This window comes from Bacillus sp. FSL W8-0848 (genome assembly GCF_038007805.1).
GTDB lineage: Bacteria > Bacillota > Bacilli > Bacillales > Bacillaceae > Bacillus > Bacillus glycinifermentans.
Genome location: NZ_JBBOYB010000001.1, coordinates 3,030,737 through 3,053,875, shown reverse-complemented (window position 1 = coordinate 3,053,875; position 23,139 = coordinate 3,030,737). Strand labels below are relative to the sequence as shown.

Sequence of the window (23,139 nt, the reverse complement as noted above, 5' to 3'; positions counted from 1 at the left end):
TATCAAATTGTGTTTAACATATCATAGATTATTAGGGGATATATGGTATCATATTATATAAATTATTTATTTAAGGAGAGGGAGAATTTGTACATAGAAAAAATAAAAATTAAGAACTATAAACAATTTAAAAATCTCGAAGTAAAATTTAATCCATTAATAAATATTTTAATCGGTGAAAACGGAGCAGGTAAGACGTCTATTTTAGAAGCTATCAGTTATGTGTTAGGAGCTAATGATCGTGGTGTTGAAAGTGAAGGAATTCAGTCCTTGTTTAATGTAGAGGTAATTAAAGAGTACTTAGATGGAGAAAAGAATTACGAGAATTTACCTGTTTTAGAAGTCGAATTGTTTATTGCTGAGAACGAGCGAGCATCAGTTTAAATTAGTAGGTAAACACAATTCGGAAAAAGATGAGCTAAGTGGACTTAAAATGAGAATCTCGCCTAATGATGATTACGCGAGTGAGATTGCAGAAACGCTAAGTCATAGTGAAGTTTTTCCATTTGACTATTATAAAGTTGAGTTTAAAACTTTTGATGGGGGATCTTATACTAGCTACAATCGTTATTTACGCTATGCCACAATCGACTCTGCTAAAGTTAATTCAAAGCATGCTACACAAAAGTTTATTGAGGATTATTATAAAAGAGTAAAGAAGTCGGAAGAAAGAGCAAAATTGCAACATCAGTTTAGGGAGCGTAGCCATCAGTTTTCTAAAGAATTATTGAGGTCAGAGGAAAATTCAGAGTATCAGTTAAAATTAAATGCTCATAAAGGGAAAGCGTTAGAAGAGAGTCTGACAATTCAAAAAAAAGATATAGATATTGCAAATTTGGGTCGTGGTGACAGTATGTTTTTTAATATTGACTTTGCGTTATCACGTACAAAACAAGATACTAATATTATTTTAATTGAGGAACCTGAGAATCATTTAAGCTATTTAAATATGCATCGCTTAATTAAAAAGGTTGATGAAACTGAAGAAAAGCAAATCTTTATAGCCACTCACAGCAATATGATTGCGACCCGATTAGATTTGCAGAATGCTATTTTTCTTGGAGATGGCAAGAGTACCAAATTAAATGATTTAGACGAAGAAACATCTCACTTTTTTCAAAAAAGTCCAGACAATAACGTTTTAAATTTTATTCTATCAAATAAAGTTATTCTTGTTGAAGGAAATACAGAGTATATCTTACTTGATTCTTTTTATAAAAAATATATAGGAAAGGAAATGTATGAAGATGGAATTGCAATGATCTCAGTCGGAGGACTTTCTTTTAAAAGATATCTTAAAATAGCCCAGAAGATAAATAAAAAAGTTGCTGTAATTACAGATAATGATAGAGATTATAGAAAGAATATCGAAGAGTCATATAGAGAATATGTAAGTGACAACATTAAAGTTTTTGCAAATAAAGAATCACAAGAATACACCCTTGAAGTATCGATTTATAAACACAATGAAGCATTTTTAGATAAACATCTTAAAAATGATCAGATGAGGAATGGTGTATTATCATACATGTTATCTAATAAAGCAGAGGCAGCATTTCGAATTTTAAGGTTATTAGAGAAATGTGAATTGGATAAAGAGTTTGAAATACCATCCCATATAAAAGAGGCATATAAATGGATAAGATTATGATTCAGGCAGTGGCTGGAGCTGGAAAGACTACTTTTCTATTAGAACAGTTAAATTTAGAAGAACGAGCTGCATTGATAACATACACTCAAGCAAACCAAGAACAGTTAAGAAGGAACATTATTGGAAAGTTTGGATATTTTCCAAATAATATTCACGTTTTTGGTTTATTTGAGTTTTTATATAGTTTTTGCTACAGACCACTACAAACAAATTATCTAGTGAATGGTATATGCTTTGATCGTCCTTCATCTTATTTAAAGGGATATCACCATAGTGATGGACGAATTTACTCTAATCAGCTATCTAGATTTTTAATAAAAGAAAAAGTTCCCTACTTACAACGAATCAATCGATTCTTTGATCATCTGTATATTGATGAAGCTCAAGATCTAACTGCGGATGATCTTGATTGGATGCTAAGTTTAAGTGATTTGAAGATTCCAGTAACATTAGTAGGTGATTTTCACCAATCAACTTTTGCGTCTAGTCGACGAGGAAAAAAAGGTAAGGGGGTATTCGCAAGTTATGAAAGTTATAAAAAACAGTTTGAAAAACAGGGGTTTTATTTTGATACTGAAAAACTTATTGCAAGTCACCGATGTTCCAAAAGTGTGAGCAAGTTTGTAAAAGAAAAGTTGGGTATAAATATGGAGTCACACCGAGAGGATGAAACAAAAATAGAGTTTTTAACGGATTTGGAAAGTATAAAGTCTATTTTAAAGAATGACAAAGTTATAAAGCTCTTTTACCAAAATTCAAAAAGGTATTCGCTTAAAGCAGATAATTGGGGAAATGTAAAAGGATTAAGTTTTTCAGACGTATGTGTTGTTCTTAATCCAACAACATTAAAAAAATATCCTGATCATTTATCTGATCTAGCGTCTCAAACTTTAAGTAAATTTTATGTAGCGTGTACCCGTACAAAAGGTAATTTGTATTTCATTAATCAGAACTACATACCGGAACAATATCAGAAGCATTAAAAAGAAAATTTAAGAGTAAACAAGAATATAATTGAGATACATAACCTATAAGATATAAAGCGTTAAAATTTTTTCAGTAATAAGGGGTTACTTTATAAGTTTAAAAAATTGGTCGGGGAAAATAATATATAAGATTAAGGGAACCGGGTATACAAAAAGTATAATCAAAAGCTTTGGGTATGGTACAAATATTGAAATCTTGCGCCTTTGCTTTTCCTTTCCTTTTTGTAGATGGCCTTATTGGATCAAAAAAGACGTGACTTCAGTTCACGTCTTTTTTTTTATACAAGCATGTATTTTTAAATATATCGACATCCGCCAAAGACTCAGGCGAAAATCCAGCCCCTCTTTTTGCAATAATCCGATGCATGCTCGGTCTTCAAATACACTTCGGTATAAGCGGGACAGCAGCGCTTCTATTAATGTTTGGCCGATGCCCAGGCTGCGGCAGGCCGGTTCGACAAAAAGCGATGCCAGCCAGGGCTTGTACTCGGGCCGTTCTTTGCAGTCATGTTCAAATGCCGAAACCGTTCCCGCGCATTCGTCATCAATGATCGCAATAAATGTGACCGGGAGCGTTTCTGAATGGGCATTCGAAAAGAAAGAAAATACATCCTCATACGGCATCCCGCTGCCGGAAGCTGCGACAAACTCCTTGTAAACCATATCCGCAACCCTCTTTACCCACTTATCGCTTTCATGCCGCAGTTGAATTTGCTTCATGTTTTCCGCCCTCCGAACTTTTTCTATATTGTGAGTAAAGAATACCAGCAAAATCAAAATGTAAAAATGCTACAATAAATGAAGAGTTTGTTCCATAACATCAAGGAGGTGATTCACATGTTGGACGATTCGAAAATCATCAACTTGCGGTATTCAACAGTAAAAGACTTGGAGTTTGTATGCCGGCTGGAAGCTGATCAGGAAAATGCCCGTTTCATTATTCCCTGGTCTATCGATATACATAAAAAGGCGTTAGAGGACAAAGACATCCTGCACCTTATCATTGAAGAGCGATTGAGTCATGAACCGGTCGGATATATGATCATCGCCGGTCTAAAAAACCCGAATAAGAGCCTTGAATTGCGAAGAATTACGATTGCCAAAAAAGGCATGGGCTATGGAAAAGAAGCATTCAGAATCATCAAGAATTGGGCATTTCATGTGTACAACGCCAATCGTTTATGGCTTGATGTAAAAGAAGACAATGTGCGCGCATTCCATCTTTATCAAAAGCAGGGTTTTGTGCTGGAAGGGACATTGAGAGAATGTATCAAAAATGGAGATGGATACGATTCGCTTCATGTCATGTCTATTTTAAGAAGAGAGTATACCGAATGAAACCGGATTAGGGGGAGTGTCTCATGACGGCAGTTGGGCTATCCTTGTTATTATTATCAGCCTTCATCCACGCTTCTTGGAACTACCTTTCTAAAAAAGCCGATGGCGGGGTTCCGTTTATATGGCTGTTTACTGCCATCGCAGCCGTTTTTTACAGTCCTTTGGCGATAGGGGTCATCTTATATGAAAAACCTGAAATCGGAATGTGGCAAACGGTTTTGATCATGGCGAGCGTGGTTAGTCATCTGGCGTTTTTTCTCGTCCTCCAAAAGGGGTACAGTATCGGCGATCTATCCCTGGTTTACCCGATCGCAAGAGGCACAGGACCGCTTCTTACGTGTGTGCTGGCGGTGATCATCTTTCATGAGAAAATGACACATGTTACGCTCATAGGCATTCTTTTGATTGTGACGAGCATTCTCTTTTTTACGGGAGGAATGAAAAAGTTAAAGGAGGCGGGGGCGCTCATCCCGATCCTTTACGGATTGGCCGTCGGGGCAATCATCGCAGGCTATACGATCCTTGATAAAGCAGCGGTCAGCCATTTTCTCATTCCGCCGCTGCTGTTGGATTATTTTAATACGATCGGCCGGCTGATCATCTTGACGCCTTATGCGGTGAAGAATTGGAATGGCGTCCGGTCTGAATGGAAGAATCATCGGCTGGAAGCGGCCGGGGTGGGAATTTTTAATTCATTGGCGTATATTTTAGCTTTGAGCGTGATGGTTTTTGCTCCTGTCAGTCAAGTCGCCCCGATCCGCGAGATCAGTATTTTAATCGGAACGATTATGGGATCTGTGCTGCTTTCTGAAGGCTTTGGGAGAGTGCGCTTCATCGCCGCGGTTTTAATGGTGCTGGGGGTGATTTCGGTGGCCGCCGGTTGACGTCCGGGTTGTATTCAGCCGCTTTTATCCGGTATATTTGTATAATAATCAGAAATGAAAAAGGTGTTTTAATGATGAAAAAATTGATCGTTGTCGGCGCAGGAATACTCGGTGCATCCGCCGCGTATCACCTCGCAAAAGAGGGTGCCGATGTGACTTTGATTGACCGCCGCGATCAGGGCCGGGCAACGGACGCCGCGGCGGGGATTGTCTGCCCCTGGCTGTCGCAGCGCCGGAATCAGGCGTGGTACAAGCTGGCCAAAGGCGGGGCGAAATACTATGCGGATTTAATTAAACAATTGGAAGAAGATGGCGAAACGGATACGGGATACAAACGAACAGGCGCGATCAGCCTCCATACAGACGAGCGGAAATTGGAGCAGATGGCCGAGCGGGCGCATAAAAGGCGTCAGGATGCGCCGGAAATCGGCGAGGTCACCCGCTTGACGCCTGACGAAACAAAACGCTTATTTCCGCCTTTGGCGGAAGGGTACGGTTCGGTACATATCAGCGGGGCGGCGCGGGTGAATGGAAAAGCGCTGCGGCGTGCGCTTGTGAACGCGGCAAAAAAACACGGAGCCTCCGTGATCGAGGGACATGCCGAACTGCTGTATGAAAGCGGTCGTGTCACAGGGATTAAAGCGGATGAAAGAAAGGTATACGCCGATCAGGTGCTTATCACAGCAGGCGCCTGGGCCAATGAACTGCTGAAACCGCTTGGCGTCAATTTTCTGGTCACGCATCAAAAGGCGCAAATCGTTCATCTCCGTTTGTCCGGCTTTGATACGGGAAGCTGGCCGGTCGTGATGCCGCCGAATGACCAGTATATCCTTTCGTTTGAAGACGGGAGGGTTGTCGCTGGAGCGACCCATGAAAATGATCCTAAACTTGGCGACTGCAGGGTAACAGCCGGAGGGCTCCACGAAATTTTTGCAAAGGCGCTGTCTGTAGCCCCGGGTCTCGAACACGGGGAAATGCTTGAAGCGCGGGTCGGCTTCAGGCCGTTCACCCCTGGATTCCTTCCGGTGATCGGTTCCCTGCCGGGGATGGAAGGCTTACTGGTCGCCAACGGGCTTGGCGCTTCAGGGCTGACGTCAGGACCGTTTTTGGGAGCTGAGCTGGCAAAGCTCGCCCTCGAGGAGCAAGTGGAGATCGATATCAGTTTGTATGACCCGGCCGGCGCGCTCGAATAGCATGATCAAAAGCGTTCACTCATTAAAAGGAGTGAACGTTTTTCTTTTTCTATGAAAATAAAGTTTTAAAACACAGGTTCAGCCAATATAAATGAAAAGTATGCAGTACATACTCGGGAGGTGCCTTCATGGAAAGCATTCACAGCATCCTTAAAGCGATACAGGGATCAGCCCGGAAAAGCGTCCTTGCAACGATCATCCATGTGGAAGGGTCCGCGTATTTAAAAGAAGGAACCGTGATGCTTTTTCAGGAAGACGGCACCCGGATCGGGATGCTGAGTGCCGGATGCCTTGAGGACGACCTTGCGTTGCGGGCGGTCAACGTGCTGAATAAGGGAGAAGCCGATACCTTTACATATGATATGAAAGCTGAAGACGATCTGACATGGGGGCAGGGGGCGGGCTGCCGCGGCGTGCTGTATATTTTGCTGGAACCGGTTGATGAGAAGCTGAAAAAGTACCTTGGAATTGTGAAGGAGTTTCTCGACAGCGGGATACCCGTCCAGCATGTGAAGGAATTAACAAATGATTTCAAACAGACGGGATACGGTTTTTTTACAGCGACTGGTCAGACGTTTGGAAATATTGACGAACATCAGATCAAAATGCCGGAAAATAAAAGGGCAAGCGGAATCCAGCTAGTCGGAGATGCGCCGATGTGCACCTATTTCCATTTATACCGGCCGAAACCGCGCCTCATCGTTTTCGGGGCGGGGCCTGATGCAAGGCCGCTCGTTTCATTTGCTGCGGAAATCGGCTTTTCTGTTACCGTATGCGATTGGAGACCGGCATTTTGCCGGGCGGAGTATTTTCCTTCAGCAGCCGCATTGGCCGTCGGTTTTCCTGAAGACATCGTGCCAAAGCTCGATTTGAACAGCGATGATTATGTCGTTATCATGACTCACCATTTTCAAAGGGATCAAGAGATTCTTTCCCTTTTGAAGAAGCGTCCTTTGCGCTATGCCGGGATTTTAGGACCGCAGAAAAGAACGGCGCGGCTTCTGCAGACAGAGGAAATTCCGGAGTGGCTTCATTCACCGGTCGGGCTGCCCATCGGCGCCCGCGGACCGCAGGAAATCGCGATCAGCATTGCCGGGGAACTCATTCAGGAAGCCGCGAAAGGATGAGAAAAGCGAAAATTGCGGGCGTTTATTTGGCTGCCGGCACAAGCGAACGGATGGACCGCGACAAGCTTTTATTGCCGTTTGGAGGAGAGTGTCTCGGAAGCAAAGCTTTAAAAGCAGCCCTGCATTCAAAATTGGACCACATTTTCGTTGTCACAAAACCGGGCGACCCTTTGGCATGGCTCAGCCCGTCCTTTTTCTTAAGGCCGTATGCCGAAAAGTGGAGCCATGTTCCGTGCCGGCATCATAGTGAGGGGCAAGCCGGCTCTTTGCGGTGCGGTTTGCAAAGGGCCGAAGCTTTTGATGCCGATGGGGCGATGATTCTGCTTGCTGACCAGCCGTTCATTACGGGGGATGTGATCGATGAGCTGCTCTCTTTATTCCGCAAAAAGCCGTTTTTATACTTTGTTGCGTCGTGCTATGAAGATATTCCGAGGCCTCCTGTCATCTTTTCAAAGAAAGCGCTCCCTGCGCTGATGAAGCTCCGCGGTGATGAAGGGGCCCGGCAAATCATCAGGAACAAGGGCCGGAACGCAGGGAAGCTTAAATCATACAGCAATCCCCTGTACTTTATGGATGTCGATACACCTGCGGATTATGATCTTGCTCGCTGCCATGCTGCAAAAATGAATGAGGAGGAGGGGCGTTAGTGACAGTCATAGGCAAAAGTGTTCTGCGCAAAGATGCCTTGCAAAAGGTGAGCGGTAAAGCGAATTATACAGGCGATATTGCGACACCCGGCATGCTTTATGCCCGCACCGTGATCAGCCCGTACGGACATGCCAGGATCAAGGCGATTGACACTTCCGCCGCACGGAGGATGTCCGGAGTGCGCGCCGTTCTGACAGGCGGCCGTTACCCGCTCGTCGGGGAAGAAATCCGTGACCGTCCTCCGATTGCGGCTGATAAGGTCAGGTATCACGGGGAGCCCGTAGCCGTTGTTGTCGCAGATACTCCCGCACAGGCCAAGCGGGCGGCGGACATGATCAAGGTGTCATATCATCCTCTTCCCGTCGTCAACTCTCCTACTCAGGCGCTTTTGAGAAATGCACCGCTCGTTCATGAAAACGTCGAACAATATCAATTGCAGGTCAACGTGTACCCTGAACCCGGCACAAATATCGCCAACCGGACAAAAATCCGAAAAGGGAATATAGAAAAAGGCTGGGCTGAAAGCGATGTGACGGCAGAAGCGTCTTTTTCGTTTTCTCCTTCAGACCATGCGGCGATGGAAACGAGGTGTTCATTATGTGAGATCCGTACGGATGGGACGGTCGTGATTTGGTCGTCTTCCCAGGCGCCGTATATGATAAAAAAATTAATCAGTTTATATTTTGGCGAAGAAGTCGGGAAAGTGATCGTTCACACTCCTCTTGTAGGGGGCGCATACGGCGGAAAGGCATCCGTTCAGCAGGAATTTCTCACCTATTTAGCATCAAAAGCGGTTGGCGGCCGCCTTGTGAAGCTGCTGAACACGAGGGAAGAGGATATTTTGACGTCGCCTTGCCATATCGGACTGGATGCAAAAATCAAGCTTGGCTGCTCAAGGGACGGAATCATAACAGCGGCAGAATTGCTTTATTTATTCGACGGCGGGGCGTATGCCGATAAGTCGCCCGATTTAAGCCGGGCGGCAGCAGTCGATTGTACAGGACCGTACAGGATCGACAATTTGTGGTGCGATTCATTGTGCGTGTATACGAACCATCCGTATGCAGGGCCTTTTAGGGGTTTCAGCCATTCAGAGCTGCTGTTTGCGCTCGAACGGACGATGGATATTTTGGCGCGGAAGCTCGGGATGGACGTTTTGGAGTTTCGCCGAAAAAATGCGATTCTTCCCGGGGATACGACGCCTACCCGCGTGCTGCTGAATCCGAGCAATGTCGGAAATCTGCCGAAATGCCTTGACCGCCTGAAAGAATTGATGAACTGGAATGAAGGCGAGAGAATCGAATTGGAGGGGCACAAGGTCAGGGCAAAAGGAATCAGCTGCGGCTGGAAAACGTCAACGATTGATCTGAATGCCAGTTCAGGCGTTGTCCTGACATTTAATCCTGACGGCAGCGTCAATGTAATGTCGGGAATTGTGGAAATCGGAACGGGAACAAAAACGATATTGACGCAGCTTTTGGCTGAACGCTTAAAAATGGACCCGAGTCGAATTTATGTCCGAATGGAAGTCGATACACAGACGACGCCCGAGCATTGGAAAACGGTCGCCAGCCGGGGAACGTTTATGGCGGGCAGGGCGCTCTTGGAAGCGGCAGATGACGTCATCCGCCAATTGAAAGAAAGAGCCGCATGCGCATTAAGAGCGCCGCAGTCGGATATCGAGGTTGCATACGGCCGGGTGTTTTTAAGGGATGATCCGAAAATAGGCCTGAATTTTAAAGATATTGTATACGGTTATCAATATCCGAACGGCAATTCTGTCGGCGGACAGATCATCGGGCGCGGCAATTACATGCTGAGGCATTTAACGCTTCTGGATCCTGAAACCGGGGCCGGGAAACCGGGGCCCGAATGGACGGTCACTGCCCACGGAGTGGAGGTTGAATTTGATAAAAGAACTTACAGGTACCGTATTTTAAAAGCGGTAACCGTAGTTGACATCGGTAGAGTCTTAAATGAAAAAATGGCGAGAGGCCAGGTTATGGGTGCGATGAGCATGGGGCTTTCGTTCGCCGGACGGGAAACGTTTTGGTTTGACGGGTTTGGAAGGGTGTTAAATCATCAGCTCAGAACATACAGGCCGATTCGCTATGGCGAGCATCCGGAATATGTCGTTGATTTTGTTGAGACGCCTCAGCTTGACGCACCGTATGGGGCGAGGGGAGTCGGAGAACACGGAATCCTCGGCATGCCGGCGGCTTTGGCGAATAGTTTGACGATAGCTGCGGGCGTTCCCTTAAATGAGCTGCCTCTCATTCCGGAGCTGATTTGGAAGATGAAGGAGGGCAAACATGATTCCGTTTGATTTTGAATATTACCGGCCTGAATCGGCAGAGGAAGCGGCCCGGCTGTTTCAAAGACTTGACAGGGAGGAGAAGCAGCCTTCCTATTTCTCGGGAGGCACAGAGCACATCACGCTCGGCCGTTTAGACTTGATGCATACGAAGGCGGTCATCGATATTAAAGAAATACCCGAATGCAGGGCCATGCAATATGAGCAGAACCACCTTGTGTTAGGCGCTGCCCTGACGTTGACGGAAGTTGCGGAAAGCGGCGTTTTTCCTTTGTTGGGCAAAGCCGCGAGGGAAGTCGCAGATCGCACCGCGCGCAACAAAATTACGCTGGGCGGCAACATTTGCGGGCAGATTTTTTACCGTGAAGCCGTTTTGCCGTTTTTGTTAACTGACAGCAAAATCATGACATTGGGCGGGGACGGGATGAACGTCTATCCGATTCATGAGGTGTTCAACAAAGAGCTGCAGCTGAAAAAAGGGGAATTGCTCGTTTTTCTCCTGACCGAAAAACGGTATATCAACCTGCCGTATGCCAGCATCAAAGTGCGTCAGCAATGGGAAACGGGCTATCCTTTAGTAACCGCTTCAGCCATTCGGGTGGATGACCGGGTCCGCGTCGCATTCAGCGGCGTTAGTCCGTTTCCTTTTCGGTCAAAGCAGGTTGAAGCGGCTTTAAATGATCCGAATATGCCGGTTGAAGACAGGGTTCAGCAGGCGATCCGCCATTTGCCCGAACCGGTTTTGGATGATACCGAAGGGTCTGCTGAGTATCGCAAATTCGTAATCAAACATACGCTGTTTGATATTTTCAGCATATTAAAAGGTGATGAATATGACAAATGGGAAAAGAACTGATATCACGCTTCACATAAACGGAGAGGAAAGAGAGGTCATGATCAGGCATGCCGACACCCTTTTATACGTTCTCAGAGAAAGGCTCGGATTAACCGGGGCAAAGCCAGGCTGCTTGAACGGAGACTGCGGAGCCTGCACGGTCTCACTCGACGGACGGCCGATGAAGTCGTGTCTCATGCTTGCGGCCGAATGCACCGGCAAAACGATCGTCACGGTCGAGGGCTTGGAGGGGGCGCCCATTCAGCAGGCGTTTGTACGTCATTTCGCTTTTCAATGCGGCTATTGCACACCGGGGTTTATCATGAATTGCCATTTGCTCGCGGAAACCCATCCTGATGCAGATGACGAAACGATCAGAGAGTGGCTCGATTCAAACATTTGCAGATGCACCGGATATAAGGAAATCGAACAAGCGGTAAAATCGGTTTTGGCGAAAAAATCGGAGATTTGAAGAAAAGGCACTACATACAGTGCTTTTTATTTATTTTTTAAAATTTCAGAAAACTATATTGACAGGCATATTTCTGTACCGATAATATAACAATATATAATGTTATATAACGTTATATAATATGAGAATAGGAGTGAAGGAATTGAGCAGTCAGGCAACAGCAAAAGTAAACCCGGAAGTTCAAGCTTTTTTGCACGATTTGAAAGGAAAAACGATCGATCACGTATTTTTTGTCGCATGCGGCGGTTCTTCCGCGATTATGTATCCGAGCAAATACGTGTTTGACAGAGAGTCAAAAGCGATCAGCTCCGACCTTTACAGCTCAAACGAATTTATTCAGCGCAATCCCGTCCAGCTCGGAGAAAAATCGCTCGTCATTTTGTGCTCTCACTCCGGAAACACGCCGGAAACCGTAAAAGCCGCAAGTTTTGCAAAAAGCAAAGGGGCGCTGACGATCGCCATGACGTTTAAGCCGGAATCTCCTTTGGCTGAGGCGGCAGAGTATGCCGTTCAATACGATTGGGGGGAAGAAGCCCTCGCGATCAATACGAATTACGGCGTCTTATACCAAATTGTTTTCGGGGTGCTGCAAGTATTGGAAAACCATCCGAAATTTGAACAGGCGATCGACGGGTTGGACAAGCTTCAGGCAGTCTATGAACAGGCTTTGGAAAAAGAAGACGGAAACGCGCGGCAGTTTGCCGAAGCCCATCAGAAGGAGCAGGTCATTTATACGATGGCAAGCGGTGCAAACTATGGCGTCGCTTATTCGTACAGCATCTGCATCCTCATGGAAATGCAATGGATTCATTCGCAGGCCATTCATGCAGGCGAATATTTTCACGGTCCGTTTGAAATCATCGACGAGTCGGTGCCGTTCATCATTCTGCTCGGTTTGGATGAAACGAGGCCGCTCGAAGAACGGGCGCTCGCTTTCTCAAAACGATACGGCAAAAAGCTGACGGTTCTCGATGCCAAAGCTTACGATTTTGACGGAATCAGCGATGACGTAAAAGGCTATCTCGCCCCGCTCGTGCTGAACCGCGTCTTGCGCCTGTATGCCGACGCTTTGGCTGAAGCGCGGAACCATCCGCTGACGACAAGACGGTATATGTGGAAAGTTGAGTATTGATATAACATTATATAACATCATGAATTTTCCTAAACGGCGTGGCGGCTCCGCGGGTGCCGTCCCGCCTTATCTGTACAAAAGGAGGGGTTTTCATTTGAAAAAGAGGTATGTATTTGTTATCGCCGCTGTCGCTGCCATGCTGCTTGCAAGCGGCTGCTCGGGTTTTCAAAGTTCGGGCTCCGGGTCGGGGAAGGTCACCTTAAAACTGTTTCACCGCTGGCCGAAAGAGCCGGAAAAAAGCTTCTTCGAAGAAGCCGTCAAAGAATATGAAGCCAGCCATCCCGATGTTTCGATCCAAACGGAAGCGGTGCTGAACGATTCTTACAAGGATAAGATCAAAGTCATGCTCGGGACAAGCCAGCCTCCGGATATTTATTTTGCCTGGAGCGATGAATTCGCCAGAAAAATCATCCAAGGGGACAGGGCGCTTGATCTCACCTCATATTATGAAGAGGATCAGAAGTGGTCCGGGCAGCTCCTGCAATCTCAGATCGAGCCGTTTTCCGCCGGGGGCAAGAGATACGGCGTCCCATGGCAGATGGCTTCCAAAGAATTTTTTTATAACAAAGACATTTTCAAAAAGCTGAACCTTTCTCCTCCAAAAACGTGGGACGAGCTCATTCGCGCATCAAAGGTGTTGAAAGAAAACGGCTATACACCGATCGCATTCGGCGCAAAAGCGACATGGGCGATATCCCACTATATCGGAACGCTGAACCAGAGGCTTGTCGATGCAAAAACGAGAGAGACAGACTATCATACGGAAAATGCGAGTTTCACAGATCAAGGATATGTCGATGCGCTGGCCAAATTGCAGGAGCTCCTGCCTTATTTTACGAAACATGTAAATTCCGTCGACCACGAATATGTGAGACAGCAGTTTAAGAGCGGGAAGGCGGGAATGATCTACGCGGAGACTTCGGAAATTCAGCTTGTCAATGGCAGCGTCAATCTCGGCTTGTTTTCATTTCCCGAAATTTCCGGGCAAAAAGGGAGCTCAGATCTGTTAACGGGAGCGCCGGAAGGCTTTATGACTCATCGAAAACAAAACATCCGAAAGAAGCGATGGCGTTTTTGAAGTTTTTGACGTCAAAAAAAATGGGGGAAAAACTGGTGAAAGACGTCGGAAAGTTCAGCCCTGTGAAAGGGACCGCCAATAATGACAACGCAGATGCGAACCAGCTCGAGGCCGTCGGCAGCCTCAATAAGGCAAAGGGGATGGTCGCATGGTTTGACATGGATGTTGACGCGGAAATCGCAGATGCTTATTTAATGAACGTTCAAAAGATGCTCGGGGGCGATATGACGCCCGGGGAAGTCATGAAAGAGGTGCAAAAAGCGGCAAAATCTAAATGAATGGAGTGAAATGCTTGGTTAATCGGAGTCGGTGGCTACCCTTTGTCTTTTTGTTTCCGGCTTTGCTATTTCTTTTGTTCGTCTATATTCCGATATTGCAAAACATTGTGTTGAGCTTTTTTCAATGGAGCACGTTTGAGCCGCAAAAGGCGTTCATCGGTTTCGGCAACTACATCCAGCTGCTTCAAGATCCGGTATTTTTTCAAGCGCTGAAAAACAATGCCCTGTATGCCGCCGTATCCATCGTATTTCAAGTAGGCGGCGGATTGATCACGGCCGCCATCCTTGAGGACCGGCTGCTGAGAAGGAGCTCTCCTTTTTTCAGAACGGTTTTTTTCCTTCCTGTCGTCATTTCCATGACGGTTATCGCTTTATTATTCGATTTCATCTATAATCCCGATACTGGTTTGCTGAATCAGTTCTTGCAGGCCGTCGGACTCGATCAGTGGACGAGAGCCTGGCTCGGTGACAGAGAAACCGCGATGCTCTCCGTCATTTTCGTTTCCCAATGGCAGTCTGTCGGCTATATCGCCATGCTTTATATTGTGGCCATTCAGAAAATCCCGTCCGAGCTTTACGAAGCGGCGCTTCTTGACGGTGCAGGGAAAGTCAGGACGTTTTTTGCGATCACCGTGCCGGGGACGAAAGAGATGTCATTTGTCGCCGTCGTGATGACGCTGACGGGTGCTTTTACCGTATTTAACGAGCCGTATATTTTGACGGGCGGGGGCCCTGGAAATGCCTCAGAGGTGCTAAGCACGTTTTTGTATAAAGCGGCATTTTCAAAAGACATGATGGGCTATGCCTCAGCGATTGCGACCGTGATTTTATTGATAACGCTCAGCCTTTCCATCATCCAGATGAGGCTGTTCAAAACGGGAAAGGGGGACTAAAAAATCATGCTGTCAGAAAAAACGGAGGCGTTTGTTCCTGAAGCTGCGCCGAACAGGGGCGTGAAGACCGGAAGCCGGAGGAAAAAGCGGCATGCCGGAGTGCCCGCCGTATACTTATATTTGCTGCTGTATACGGCAGCCGTCAGCTATCCGTTATTGTGGATGGTGATGAGCTCGCTGAAAAGCTCTGATGATATTTTTGAGCACAGCTGGTCCCTTCCGAAAGAATGGCATTTTGAAAATTATGCGGCCGCCTGGAATCAGGGGATATCGGCTTATTTTATGAACAGCGTCATCGTGACGTTTTTGACATGCGTGATCACCGTATTTGTCAGCGCATGGGCCGCCTACGGTCTCGCGAGGTTTGAATTTAAAGGAAAAACAGCGGTTTTTATTCTTTGTCTCGGCGGGCTGATGCTGACGCCCCAGATCAGCATCGTTCCCCTTTATTCGATCATTCAATCGCTCGGGCTCTACAATACGTATTGGGCGCTGATATTGCCGTATGCGGCGTACCGGATTCCGTTTACGGTCATTTTGATTCGTTCGTATTTTTTGTCGATCCCGAAAGAACTTGAAGAAGCGGCTTATATTGACGGCTGCACAAGCTTCGGCGTATTTTTTAAAATTTTCTTGCCGATGGGTCTGCCGATTATGCTGACATCGGGTATTTTGACGGCTTATCATACATGGAACGAATTTATGTTTGCGATTATTTTTATTGATGATGAGAACTTTAAGACGATCCCTGCCGGACTCATGCAATTCAGGGATGCTCTTTCGACGGATTGGGGCGTGCTGCTCGCCGGGCTGACGATTTCAGCTGCACCGATCGTCATTCTGTTTTTGTTCATGCAAAAGTATTTCGTCCGCGGCATTGCCGGCGGAAGCGTAAAAGGCTAAGGGAGGAATGGATGTGCAGTTGCTTGCGATTGGTGACAATGTCGTCGATTATTACGAAGATCAGGATATGTTCTATCCCGGAGGAAATGCGCTAAATGTCGCCGTCCTTTCAAAACGAGCGGGGGCCCGTGCTTCATATATCGGCATCCTTGGCAATGATGAAGCGGGAGATCATGTATTACAGGTTTTGAAGCAGGAGGGAATCAACATCAGCAGAATCCGGCGCGCACACGGACAAAACGGAATGGCCGTCGTCAAGCTGAACGAACACGGCGACAGGGTGTTCGTCCGTTCAAACAAAGGCGGCATCCAGTCTGAGCTCGGTCTGATATTGACCGCAGAAGACGCCGCTTTCATCGCGCGCCACGATGTCGTGCACACGAGCGTGTACAGCCGGATCGAGCACGCGCTTCCCGAACTTTACCGGCTTGCTGCCGTTTCATTCGATTTTTCGACAACGCATGACAGGGAGTACATGAAACGGGTTTGCCCTCATTTGACATATGCTTTCTTCTCGGGGAGCGGTTTGACAAAGGAGGAATGCCTTCTCCTGCTTGAAGACGCAAGCCGGTTTGGCGCTGAGACGGTATGCGTGACAAGGGGAGAAGAGGGCGCTGTTTTGCGTCGGGGAGGAGATATCGCCGAACAGCCTGTCGTTCCGGTGCAGGCGATTGACACGCTCGGGGCGGGGGATTCCTTTATCGCAGGTTTTTTGACGGCTTATATGAACGGGAGCAGCCTGGAAAAGGCTCTTGGCAGAGCAGCCGAAGCCGCGGCAGACACATGTCTGACATACGGGGCTTTCGGCTGCGGACGCCCTTTTTCATTGAAGGATCATGCCTGAGAGCTGTTGATCGTGAATGTGACGCGGTTCGTATGCATCAGAAACAACGAGCAATAAATGCGGTCGTCTTCTGCGCCGTAGGCGACTTTATCAATTTCAAACAGCGCATCCCCGATGTCGCATGCCAAATGCTTGCTGTCTTCCGCTTTGGCAAAGACGACGTTTAACAGCTTTGTATTGTAAGCAGGGCTTACTTGATATACGGTTTTTAAGATGTGGTGCATGGACACGGAGTCGCTGATGAAACGGTCGATATCGGGAAACCGGCTGAGCGGATAGTGCGTGATATCAAATGTGAACGGCATGTCATCGTTGAACAAAATCCGCTTCAGCTCGAGCACAGGACTTTCCGGCGGTAATTGAAGCCTTTTCGCAATGTGCCGGGGGGCTGCTTTTTTCTCAGCGGAAATGACTTTATGCCTCGGAGTTTTCCCGGTTGACATCATATATTCGGAATAGCCGTTTACGGCAACCAGCTCCCGTTTCATTTTCGGGCTTTTTACGAAAGTCCCTTTTCCTTGCTGCCGTGTTAGATAGCCTTCTTCGACAAGATCGGAAATCGCTTTTCTGACGGTAATGCGGCTGACATTATAGATTTCGCAAAGTTCATTTTCAGCGGGCAGCTTTTCCGACGGCGAATAGATGCCCCGCTTGATATCGTCTGATATGATTTGTTTGAGCTGAACATACAGAGGTTTGGAACTATCGTTATTTAACAAAATGAACGTCCTCCTTCACGTATTCACCAATATTATAATGTATTATTACGTTATAATACAATTCGCTGATGACAGAGACGTAAAAATTGCTGCAAAAGGAGAGGGTATACATGGCTTCACTAACGTTTCGCCACGTCCATAAGAAATACGGGCCAGAGCATTACGCTTTAAAAGATTTTCATTTAGAAGTAAAGGATAAAGAATTTCTCGTCATCGTCGGTCCCTCCGGATGCGGAAAATCGACGGCGCTCAGAATGACAGCCGGATTGGAAAAGCTGACAGAAGGAGAGCTTTACCTCGGGGATGAGCTGATGAATGACGTGCACCCGAAAGACCGCGATATTGCGATGGTCTTCCAAAATTATGCCCTGTATCCGCACATGACCGTGTTTGACAATATGGCGTTCGGCCTGAAGCTGAGGAAGTTTTCAAAAAAGCAAATCGAAAAGCGCGTTAATGAGGCTGCTGAGATCCTGGAGATCGGCCATTTGCTAAAAAGGAAGCCGAAAGCCTTGTCAGGCGGCCAGAGACAACGGGTTGCACTCGGCAGGTCGATCGTCCGCGAGCCCCAGGTATTTTTAATGGATGAGCCCCTGTCCAATTTGGATGCCAAACTGAGAACGGCAATGAGAACGGAAATCAGCAAGCTCCATCAGCGGCTTGAAACAACGGTCATCTATGTTACCCATGATCAGACAGAAGCGATGACGATGGGCGACCGGATTGTCGTGATGTACAACGGGGAAATCCAGCAGGTGGCAACTCCGCACGACATTTATCACCATCCGGCCAATCAGTTTGTCGCAGGCTTTATCGGCTCGCCCGGCATCAATTTTCTAAAGGGAGTCATCGAGGAGCAGAACGGTGAGTTGTTTTTCGCCAATTCGGAAATTCGTCTTCATATCCCGAAAGAAAAAAGCGGTCGGTTAAAAAGAAAAGGCTACATCCGGAAGGAAGCGGTTCTCGGTATCCGGCCTGAACATATAAAAGAAGGGCAACCGGACGGGACAGGCTTTCAAGCGAAGGTCGAGTTAAGCGAAAATATGGGGCCTGAACAATTTCTGCACGCCGCAATCGGAGAAGCGCAGTTTGTTGCAAGGCTTGACGGAGAAAGAAGCCTTGCCCCCGGAGAGGTGATCTGTCTGTCCGTCAGCATGGAGCATGCCGTCTTTTTTGATCCCGAAACAGAGGCGTCCATCTAAAAAAGGCGCCGGAAAAGCGCCTTCGTTTGTTCCAAAGCATGCTGCTTTACGCCCCTGGCCCCCAGATTGCTTCGGCCCACTCCGGGTGGTCAATGAACGGATTGCGGTTATGCTGGTAGCGCTCATAGATGATATCGTTTCTTCTCCTTTCCAGGTTATCAACAGGGTCTTCTTTATGCCATTTCAGCAGGACGGCCATTTTGCCGTGGTACGGATTAGAGCCGTTGTTCGTCCTGTCGTTCATTTCAAGGTTGGGATATCCGTCATCGCCTTCATAGCGGACGTCCATATAAAAAATCATTCTGGCGACATCGCCTTTCACGCGGCTGTTCGGTTCCCATGAATCCCCGTCATAATAATTTCCGGGGGCATCGCGATACTCCGCGCCGCCTTCGTCAAAGTCAAGGTTCCCCCGCGCTGAATTCACTTGTACGTCGCTCGGCCTGATATGGTGCAGGTCTGTTCCGGGACCTTTAGATGTTCCAAATTCGCCGTGCGATTTAGCCCAGACGTGCTCCCGGTTCCAATCCCCCGTACTTCCCCCGCTTTCGTTTTTGGAGCGGGAATCCCCGGAATACAATAAAAGAACGTTGTTTGGGGTGGCCGGATCTTCATCGGTCGTTTTCAGCGCGTCCCATACTTGGCTGTACGTAAGCTGTGTATGATCGTCGATTGCATCGTGAAGCGCCTGTTTCAACGCTTTCCCGGTTTTTCCTTCCGCATCCTCGTAATAATCTTGCGGAGCGGAGGAGCTGTAAGACAATGGTTTCAGCGGAAGCAGGGAAAAAGCCTTCGCCTGTCCGGCAGGCATGCAAAGGAATGACAGCATCAGCATAAACGGCAGCACAGACATTCTGATCATCGAGCGAAAACCTCCTTTTCGTTTCTTTTATTATCCAAACATATCATGAATAGGAAATGTCATTTTGTTTACGTTTTTCTTACTGTCTTGTAAATGACGCTCTTCAACTGTTAAGAACGTCCAAACACGCTTTCTCTTGAAGCTGCGCAGCGAAGCGCGTAATTCAAGATGACCTGCTTTCTTTCGCATTGTGCGTCTGCCGACTGCTTCGATTCCTCATAGGTAAAATCCACGGCGACCCTTTTTCCACTCGCCCACTTCTTTCATCCATTACCGCAATGTGTAGCCGCTCTTTTTTGTTTTTTCTTATGACTTTACACGAAAACAGAGGCTATGTTGAGAGAAAATCTTACGAGATGACTGGCCTTTTTAGATACGTTAACCGATAATCTGCGAAAATTCGGAGGATTTTTCAATGCTATTACAATTGGAAAACATTTAATATGTTAAAAAAGTTAACATGAAAGGGAGATGATCAAACCATGGGAGTGCCGGCTTATCAAACTAAGGAATTGAAAAAGAAGCGTAAAAAAGAATTTCCCCACATTTATGTCATCCTTGCCGCAATGATTATGCTCATGGCTCTTGCGACATACATCATACCGTCGGGTGAATACGAAAGGTTCAAAACCTCTGACGGCAGGGAAATGGTCGACCCGAATTCCTATCAGTGGATTGATCAGTCTCCGGTCGATTTGCTGACGCTTGTGTCTTCTGTGCCGAAAGGGATGACGGAGGCGGCTCCGATTATCTTTTTTACATTTACGGCGGGCGGGGTCTTTGCCGTTTTGCGGAAAGCGGCCGTCATTGAGCTCGGCGTCCGCCTGTTGGGAAATATGTTCAGGAGCAGGCCGGTTTTCATTATTCCGGCGTTAATGTTCGTTTTCTCCGGCATTGCCTGTTTCATCGGCACCCCTGAATTGTCGATCGTCTATGTTCCCGTCATCCTGCCGTTAATGCTGGCTTTCGGCTATGACCGGATGACGGCTGCCGCCATCGCGCTGTGCGGGACGATTGCCGGTTTTACGAGTGCATTGACCAATCCTTTCACAGTGGGCATCTCGCAAACGATCACAGGCGTTCCTCTGTATTCGGGAATGGGATATCGGACGGTCATTTTCTTTGTGATCACGGCGCTGGGCGTCATATATGTGCTCAAGTATGCGGAAGCCGTAAGAGCCGATCCGGAAAAAAGCTTGACGGAGAAAGAAGCGCCCGAACCGGCTCCCGCTTTTGAGGGAGGAACACGGATCAAATGTGCCGGGATTGCAGCTCTCGTGTTGTTTGCTGGATTGATCGGGTGTGTCATTGCCTTCAGGTGGGACATGACGGCGATGGCCGGCTATTTTCTCGCGCTCGGGATCGTCCCCGCAGTGATCGCCGGCTTGAATTCAAGGGAGATCGCCGAGTCTTTAAACGAAGGGTTTAAAGAAGTGATGGTCGGTGCGATGGTCTGCGGAATCGCAAGAGCTGTCGCTGTCGTGATGACGGAAGGACAGATCATGGATACGATTGTGTACGGCTTATCGCATGCCGTCTCACAATTCCCTTCATATTTGACGGTCACTGCGATGCTCTTTACACAGATGCTGTTTAACTTTTTTGTTCCGAGCGGAAGCGGCCAGGCATTGATCATGATGCCGATCATGGCTCCATTGGCTGACATCGTCGGGATTACGAGACAGACGGCGATCCTTGCCTTCCAATTCGGAGACGGTTTTTCAAACATCATATTTCCGACGTCAGGCTATTTTATGGCAACGCTTGCGATCAGCCGGATATCCTGGAACAAATGGCTGCGATTCGTCATGCCGCTCTTTTGCCTTTGGATGGCGGCCGCCGTCGTGTTCTTGCTGATCGCCCATGCCGCCCGCTGGTCGTAGTTTAAAAGACTGGCGTTAGGCGCCAGTCCTCCTCTAAAATCCATGATATTATGCAAAACGGCAAGCTCGCGTGATAAGCCGGCTGTTGGCTCTGATAAAGGTCTGCTTTCTTTAAGCAGGTGAAGCGGAATTGGACGTTTTGCACAGGAATTTGAAGTTCATTTTTTTACATATGCAGTTTTGCAAAGTGGAAGCGGCTGAAATCCGCGTTTCAATGCTCCGTGTCCTGAGGAAAGCTCCGCTAAAATCCGAATCGCGGAGGCAGCCGGCGGGGAACCGTTCCTCGAGACGGATTTTTCTACCCTCTTGATTGAAATGTCCCCGATGATTCCAGACATATCCCTGATCGGGTCAATTCGTTATCGGTAAGTTTCAGACTTGTGCATCCCCTCTTTATATAGTCTTCATAAGTTTCTTCCAGATCGTGCACCAGCTCCCTGACGCCTTTCAATGCTGATAAGAAGCAAGTCTCCCGATATAGCAGATCAGTCATTTCTTCCTGTTCTCAACACCTGCGCATTTTATTCCTAAATGACAAACCTATTGCGCTTTCGTAAAGAAAAAATATACAAAATAAATAAAATATGAAAAAACTAGACTTTAAATCCACCGCTGGATATACTGATTGAGTAGCAGTTCGACCTTGAAGAAAAAGTCCTGTTTTCGGACGAAAAGGAAGGGGTATGCGCATGAAAAATATGGCCAGATTATATATCCTTATGCTGAACGTATTTATCGTCATGCTCGGCATCGGGCTGATCATTCCGCTCATGCCTACATTTATAGAAAAATTCGGCGCCTCGGGAGGGACGCTAGGCCTGTTAATCGCGGCCTCCGGTATTACGCAACTGCTGTTTTCGCCTGTTGCAGGGGAAATGACGGATAAATACGGCAGGCGGAAAATGATCATACTCGGCATTGGAGCGTTTGCCGTTTCACAGCTCATTTTCGCCTGGGCCGGCCAGATGTGGCTCCTGTTTGTTTCGCGCCTTTTGGGCGGAGCGGGGGCGGCCTTTTTGGTTCCGGCGATGTTTGCCTATATCGCGGACATCACCTCGGAAAAGGACCGCAGCAAAGGGATGGGGCTGATCAGTGCGGCGATGTCACTCGGATTTGTCATCGGCCCCGGAGCAGGCGGCTATTTGGTGGCGTACGGGCTCGCTTTTCCGTTTTACGTGTCAGCCGGTTTAGCCTGCGTTGCAACAGTACTGTCGCTTTTCGTGCTTCCGGAAACGCTCAGCGAAGAAAAGATGCTTGAAAAGCGGCGGTCCGGCGAACGGCGCGAACCCCTGCTGAAGCAAATGACGCGGGCGCTGAAATCGCCGTATGCGTTTCTGCTCGTTTTGGTGTTCGTTTTGAACTTCGGCATCATGAATTTTGAAGCGGTCTTCAGTTTGTATGTCGATCACAAGCACGGGTTTACACCGGGAGACATCGCGTTTGTCATCACGGCGGCAAGCTTGATCGGCGTGTTTGTGCAAGCCGTTGCCCTTGGAATGCTCACGAACCGCTTCGGCGAAAAGCGTCTGATGAACATCACATTGATCGGCTCGGCTGCAGCGCTCGTCGTTTGCTCGCTGGCCGGATCGTATTGGCTTGTGTTCGGCGCGACGATCGTCTTCTTTATGCTGACATCCATCCTTCGCCCGGCGATCAATACCCTCATTTCGAAAATGGCCGGAGATGAGCAGGGCTTTGCGGCAGGAATGAACAATGCGTTCATGAGCCTTGCCAACATTGTCGGACCTGCGGTTGCGGGGCTGCTGTTCGACGTGAACATCGAAATTCCATACGTGTTTGGCGCGGCCGTCCTTGTCTTGAGTTTTTTGGCGGCGGTCGGCTGGGGACGGAAAAAGCAAACCAGAGCAATCCCGGAAAAAGTATAAAGCAGCCGGCA

22 protein-coding genes and 1 pseudogene are annotated in these 23,139 nt (G+C 47.4%); 19 read left to right on the top strand and 4 right to left on the bottom strand.

The genetic code is table 11. From position 1 onward, the window contains the following. The first annotated feature begins 87 nt into the window (after positions 1–87). From NSQ39_RS16135 to NSQ39_RS16125, 3 genes are read left to right on the top strand one after another with little or no spacing between them, the layout of a single operon-like run. The gene (locus NSQ39_RS16135; protein WP_341015935.1) at positions 88–384 is read left to right on the top strand and encodes an AAA family ATPase; all 297 of its coding nucleotides are present in this window, start codon (positions 88–90) and stop codon (positions 382–384) included. Then, a complete protein-coding gene (locus NSQ39_RS16130) occupies positions 356–1,651 on the top strand; it encodes an ATP-dependent nuclease (protein ID WP_341015932.1) in 1,296 nt (431 codons plus the stop codon). The genes NSQ39_RS16135 and NSQ39_RS16130 overlap by 29 nt, the downstream gene beginning before the upstream one ends. Next, entirely contained in the window at positions 1,636–2,634 is a 999-nt protein-coding gene (locus NSQ39_RS16125) for an RNA helicase (protein WP_175075405.1), read from the top strand. Before NSQ39_RS16130 ends, NSQ39_RS16125 begins: the two co-directional genes overlap by 16 nt. 267 nt (positions 2,635–2,901) lie before the next feature. Here the strand turns inward: NSQ39_RS16125 and NSQ39_RS16120 are convergent, their stop codons facing one another. Further along, a complete protein-coding gene (locus tag NSQ39_RS16120; RefSeq protein ID WP_175075404.1) occupies positions 2,902–3,357 on the bottom strand; it encodes a GNAT family N-acetyltransferase in 456 nt (151 codons plus the stop codon). Between the two features lie 117 nt (positions 3,358–3,474). Between NSQ39_RS16120 and NSQ39_RS16115 the strand changes: the two genes are divergently transcribed. The 13 genes and pseudogenes from NSQ39_RS16115 to NSQ39_RS16055 all read left to right on the top strand — a co-directional run bounded on the left by NSQ39_RS16115 (position 3,475) and on the right by NSQ39_RS16055 (position 16,576). Next, entirely contained in the window at positions 3,475–3,975 is a 501-nt protein-coding gene (locus NSQ39_RS16115) for a GNAT family N-acetyltransferase (RefSeq protein ID WP_175075403.1), read from the top strand. Between the two features lie 23 nt (positions 3,976–3,998). Further along, complete coding sequence (locus NSQ39_RS16110; protein ID WP_175075402.1) at positions 3,999–4,859, top strand: DMT family transporter; 861 nt, start codon at positions 3,999–4,001, stop codon at positions 4,857–4,859. A gap of 74 nt (positions 4,860–4,933) precedes the next feature. Then, a complete protein-coding gene (locus NSQ39_RS16105; RefSeq protein ID WP_175075401.1) occupies positions 4,934–6,052 on the top strand; it encodes an NAD(P)/FAD-dependent oxidoreductase in 1,119 nt (372 codons plus the stop codon). A 128-nt stretch (positions 6,053–6,180) separates the two neighbouring features. Next, positions 6,181–7,179, top strand: coding sequence for an XdhC family protein (locus NSQ39_RS16100; protein WP_175075400.1), 999 nt, complete (start codon positions 6,181–6,183; stop codon positions 7,177–7,179). After that, entirely contained in the window at positions 7,176–7,826 is a 651-nt protein-coding gene (locus tag NSQ39_RS16095; RefSeq protein ID WP_175075399.1) for an NTP transferase domain-containing protein, read from the top strand. Before NSQ39_RS16100 ends, NSQ39_RS16095 begins: the two co-directional genes overlap by 4 nt. After that, positions 7,826–10,153, top strand: a complete 2,328-nt coding sequence (locus NSQ39_RS16090) for a xanthine dehydrogenase family protein molybdopterin-binding subunit (protein ID WP_175075398.1) — start codon at positions 7,826–7,828, stop codon at positions 10,151–10,153. Before NSQ39_RS16095 ends, NSQ39_RS16090 begins: the two co-directional genes overlap by 1 nt. Then, on the top strand, positions 10,140–10,997 hold the full coding sequence (locus NSQ39_RS16085; protein ID WP_175075397.1) for an FAD binding domain-containing protein: 858 nt from the start codon (positions 10,140–10,142) through the stop codon (positions 10,995–10,997). The genes NSQ39_RS16090 and NSQ39_RS16085 overlap by 14 nt, the downstream gene beginning before the upstream one ends. After that, on the top strand, positions 10,975–11,448 hold the full coding sequence (locus NSQ39_RS16080; protein WP_175075396.1) for a (2Fe-2S)-binding protein: 474 nt from the start codon (positions 10,975–10,977) through the stop codon (positions 11,446–11,448). The genes NSQ39_RS16085 and NSQ39_RS16080 overlap by 23 nt, the downstream gene beginning before the upstream one ends. A 121-nt stretch (positions 11,449–11,569) precedes the next feature. Beyond that, positions 11,570–12,580 (top strand): SIS domain-containing protein, encoded by a 1,011-nt coding sequence (locus NSQ39_RS16075; protein WP_216898681.1) that lies wholly within the window; start codon positions 11,570–11,572, stop codon positions 12,578–12,580. Between the two features lie 94 nt (positions 12,581–12,674). Further along, a pseudogene (locus NSQ39_RS16070) lies at positions 12,675–13,936 on the top strand (ABC transporter substrate-binding protein). A 14-nt stretch (positions 13,937–13,950) separates the two neighbouring features. Then, positions 13,951–14,829 carry a carbohydrate ABC transporter permease gene (locus tag NSQ39_RS16065; protein ID WP_175075394.1) on the top strand — a complete coding sequence of 293 codons (879 nt, stop codon included), beginning with the start codon at positions 13,951–13,953 and terminating at the stop codon, positions 14,827–14,829. Positions 14,830–14,835: 6 nt separating this feature from the next. Next, positions 14,836–15,732, top strand: a complete 897-nt coding sequence (locus NSQ39_RS16060; RefSeq protein WP_202049205.1) for a carbohydrate ABC transporter permease — start codon at positions 14,836–14,838, stop codon at positions 15,730–15,732. A gap of 13 nt (positions 15,733–15,745) precedes the next feature. Next, positions 15,746–16,576 (top strand): PfkB family carbohydrate kinase, encoded by an 831-nt coding sequence (locus tag NSQ39_RS16055; protein ID WP_048353201.1) that lies wholly within the window; start codon positions 15,746–15,748, stop codon positions 16,574–16,576. On the opposite strand, the gene NSQ39_RS16050 is transcribed toward NSQ39_RS16055, so the two are convergent. Beyond that, on the bottom strand, positions 16,567–17,295 hold the full coding sequence (locus NSQ39_RS16050; protein ID WP_175075393.1) for a GntR family transcriptional regulator: 729 nt from the start codon (positions 17,293–17,295) through the stop codon (positions 16,567–16,569). The genes NSQ39_RS16055 and NSQ39_RS16050 overlap by 10 nt on opposite strands. 110 nt (positions 17,296–17,405) lie before the next feature. Here NSQ39_RS16050 and NSQ39_RS16045 point away from each other — a divergent pair, with 110 nt between their 5' ends. Further along, positions 17,406–18,497, top strand: coding sequence for an ABC transporter ATP-binding protein (locus NSQ39_RS16045; protein ID WP_175075392.1), 1,092 nt, complete (start codon positions 17,406–17,408; stop codon positions 18,495–18,497). Positions 18,498–18,543: 46 nt separating this feature from the next. Here NSQ39_RS16045 and NSQ39_RS16040 read toward each other — a convergent pair whose 3' ends face one another. Together NSQ39_RS16040 and NSQ39_RS16035 are read right to left on the bottom strand one after the other, a co-directional pair. Continuing rightward, positions 18,544–19,359, bottom strand: coding sequence for an endonuclease I family protein (locus tag NSQ39_RS16040; protein WP_175075391.1), 816 nt, complete (start codon positions 19,357–19,359; stop codon positions 18,544–18,546). A gap of 110 nt (positions 19,360–19,469) precedes the next feature. Next, the gene (locus NSQ39_RS16035; protein ID WP_272901824.1) at positions 19,470–19,592 is read right to left on the bottom strand and encodes a hypothetical protein; all 123 of its coding nucleotides are present in this window, start codon (positions 19,590–19,592) and stop codon (positions 19,470–19,472) included. A 249-nt stretch (positions 19,593–19,841) separates the two neighbouring features. Here NSQ39_RS16035 and NSQ39_RS16030 point away from each other — a divergent pair, with 249 nt between their 5' ends. Together NSQ39_RS16030 and NSQ39_RS16025 are read left to right on the top strand one after the other, a co-directional pair. Then, entirely contained in the window at positions 19,842–21,242 is a 1,401-nt protein-coding gene (locus NSQ39_RS16030; protein ID WP_175075390.1) for a YfcC family protein, read from the top strand. 689 nt (positions 21,243–21,931) lie between these two features. Further along, positions 21,932–23,128, top strand: a complete 1,197-nt coding sequence (locus tag NSQ39_RS16025) for an MFS transporter (protein WP_175075389.1) — start codon at positions 21,932–21,934, stop codon at positions 23,126–23,128. The last annotated feature ends 11 nt before the right edge of the window (positions 23,129–23,139 follow it).

Bases quoted from the DNA above. Each gene is read 5' to 3' on its own strand.
- NSQ39_RS16125 (WP_175075405.1), top strand. From the start codon at position 1,636: ATGGATAAGATTATGATTCAGGCAGTGGCTGGAGCTGGAAAGACTACT.
- NSQ39_RS16120 (WP_175075404.1), bottom strand. From the start codon at position 3,357: ATGAAGCAAATTCAACTGCGGCATGAAAGCGATAAGTGGGTAAAGAGG.
- NSQ39_RS16115 (WP_175075403.1), top strand. From the start codon at position 3,475: ATGTTGGACGATTCGAAAATCATCAACTTGCGGTATTCAACAGTAAAA.
- NSQ39_RS16110 (WP_175075402.1), top strand. From the start codon at position 3,999: ATGACGGCAGTTGGGCTATCCTTGTTATTATTATCAGCCTTCATCCAC.
- NSQ39_RS16105 (WP_175075401.1), top strand. From the start codon at position 4,934: ATGAAAAAATTGATCGTTGTCGGCGCAGGAATACTCGGTGCATCCGCC.
- NSQ39_RS16100 (WP_175075400.1), top strand. From the start codon at position 6,181: ATGGAAAGCATTCACAGCATCCTTAAAGCGATACAGGGATCAGCCCGG.
- NSQ39_RS16095 (WP_175075399.1), top strand. From the start codon at position 7,176: ATGAGAAAAGCGAAAATTGCGGGCGTTTATTTGGCTGCCGGCACAAGC.
- NSQ39_RS16085 (WP_175075397.1), top strand. From the start codon at position 10,140: ATGATTCCGTTTGATTTTGAATATTACCGGCCTGAATCGGCAGAGGAA.
- NSQ39_RS16080 (WP_175075396.1), top strand. From the start codon at position 10,975: ATGACAAATGGGAAAAGAACTGATATCACGCTTCACATAAACGGAGAG.
- NSQ39_RS16075 (WP_216898681.1), top strand. From the start codon at position 11,570: ATGAGAATAGGAGTGAAGGAATTGAGCAGTCAGGCAACAGCAAAAGTA.
- NSQ39_RS16060 (WP_202049205.1), top strand. From the start codon at position 14,836: ATGCTGTCAGAAAAAACGGAGGCGTTTGTTCCTGAAGCTGCGCCGAAC.
- NSQ39_RS16045 (WP_175075392.1), top strand. From the start codon at position 17,406: ATGGCTTCACTAACGTTTCGCCACGTCCATAAGAAATACGGGCCAGAG.
- NSQ39_RS16040 (WP_175075391.1), bottom strand. From the start codon at position 19,359: ATGATCAGAATGTCTGTGCTGCCGTTTATGCTGATGCTGTCATTCCTT.
- NSQ39_RS16030 (WP_175075390.1), top strand. From the start codon at position 19,842: ATGGGAGTGCCGGCTTATCAAACTAAGGAATTGAAAAAGAAGCGTAAA.
- NSQ39_RS16025 (WP_175075389.1), top strand. From the start codon at position 21,932: ATGAAAAATATGGCCAGATTATATATCCTTATGCTGAACGTATTTATC.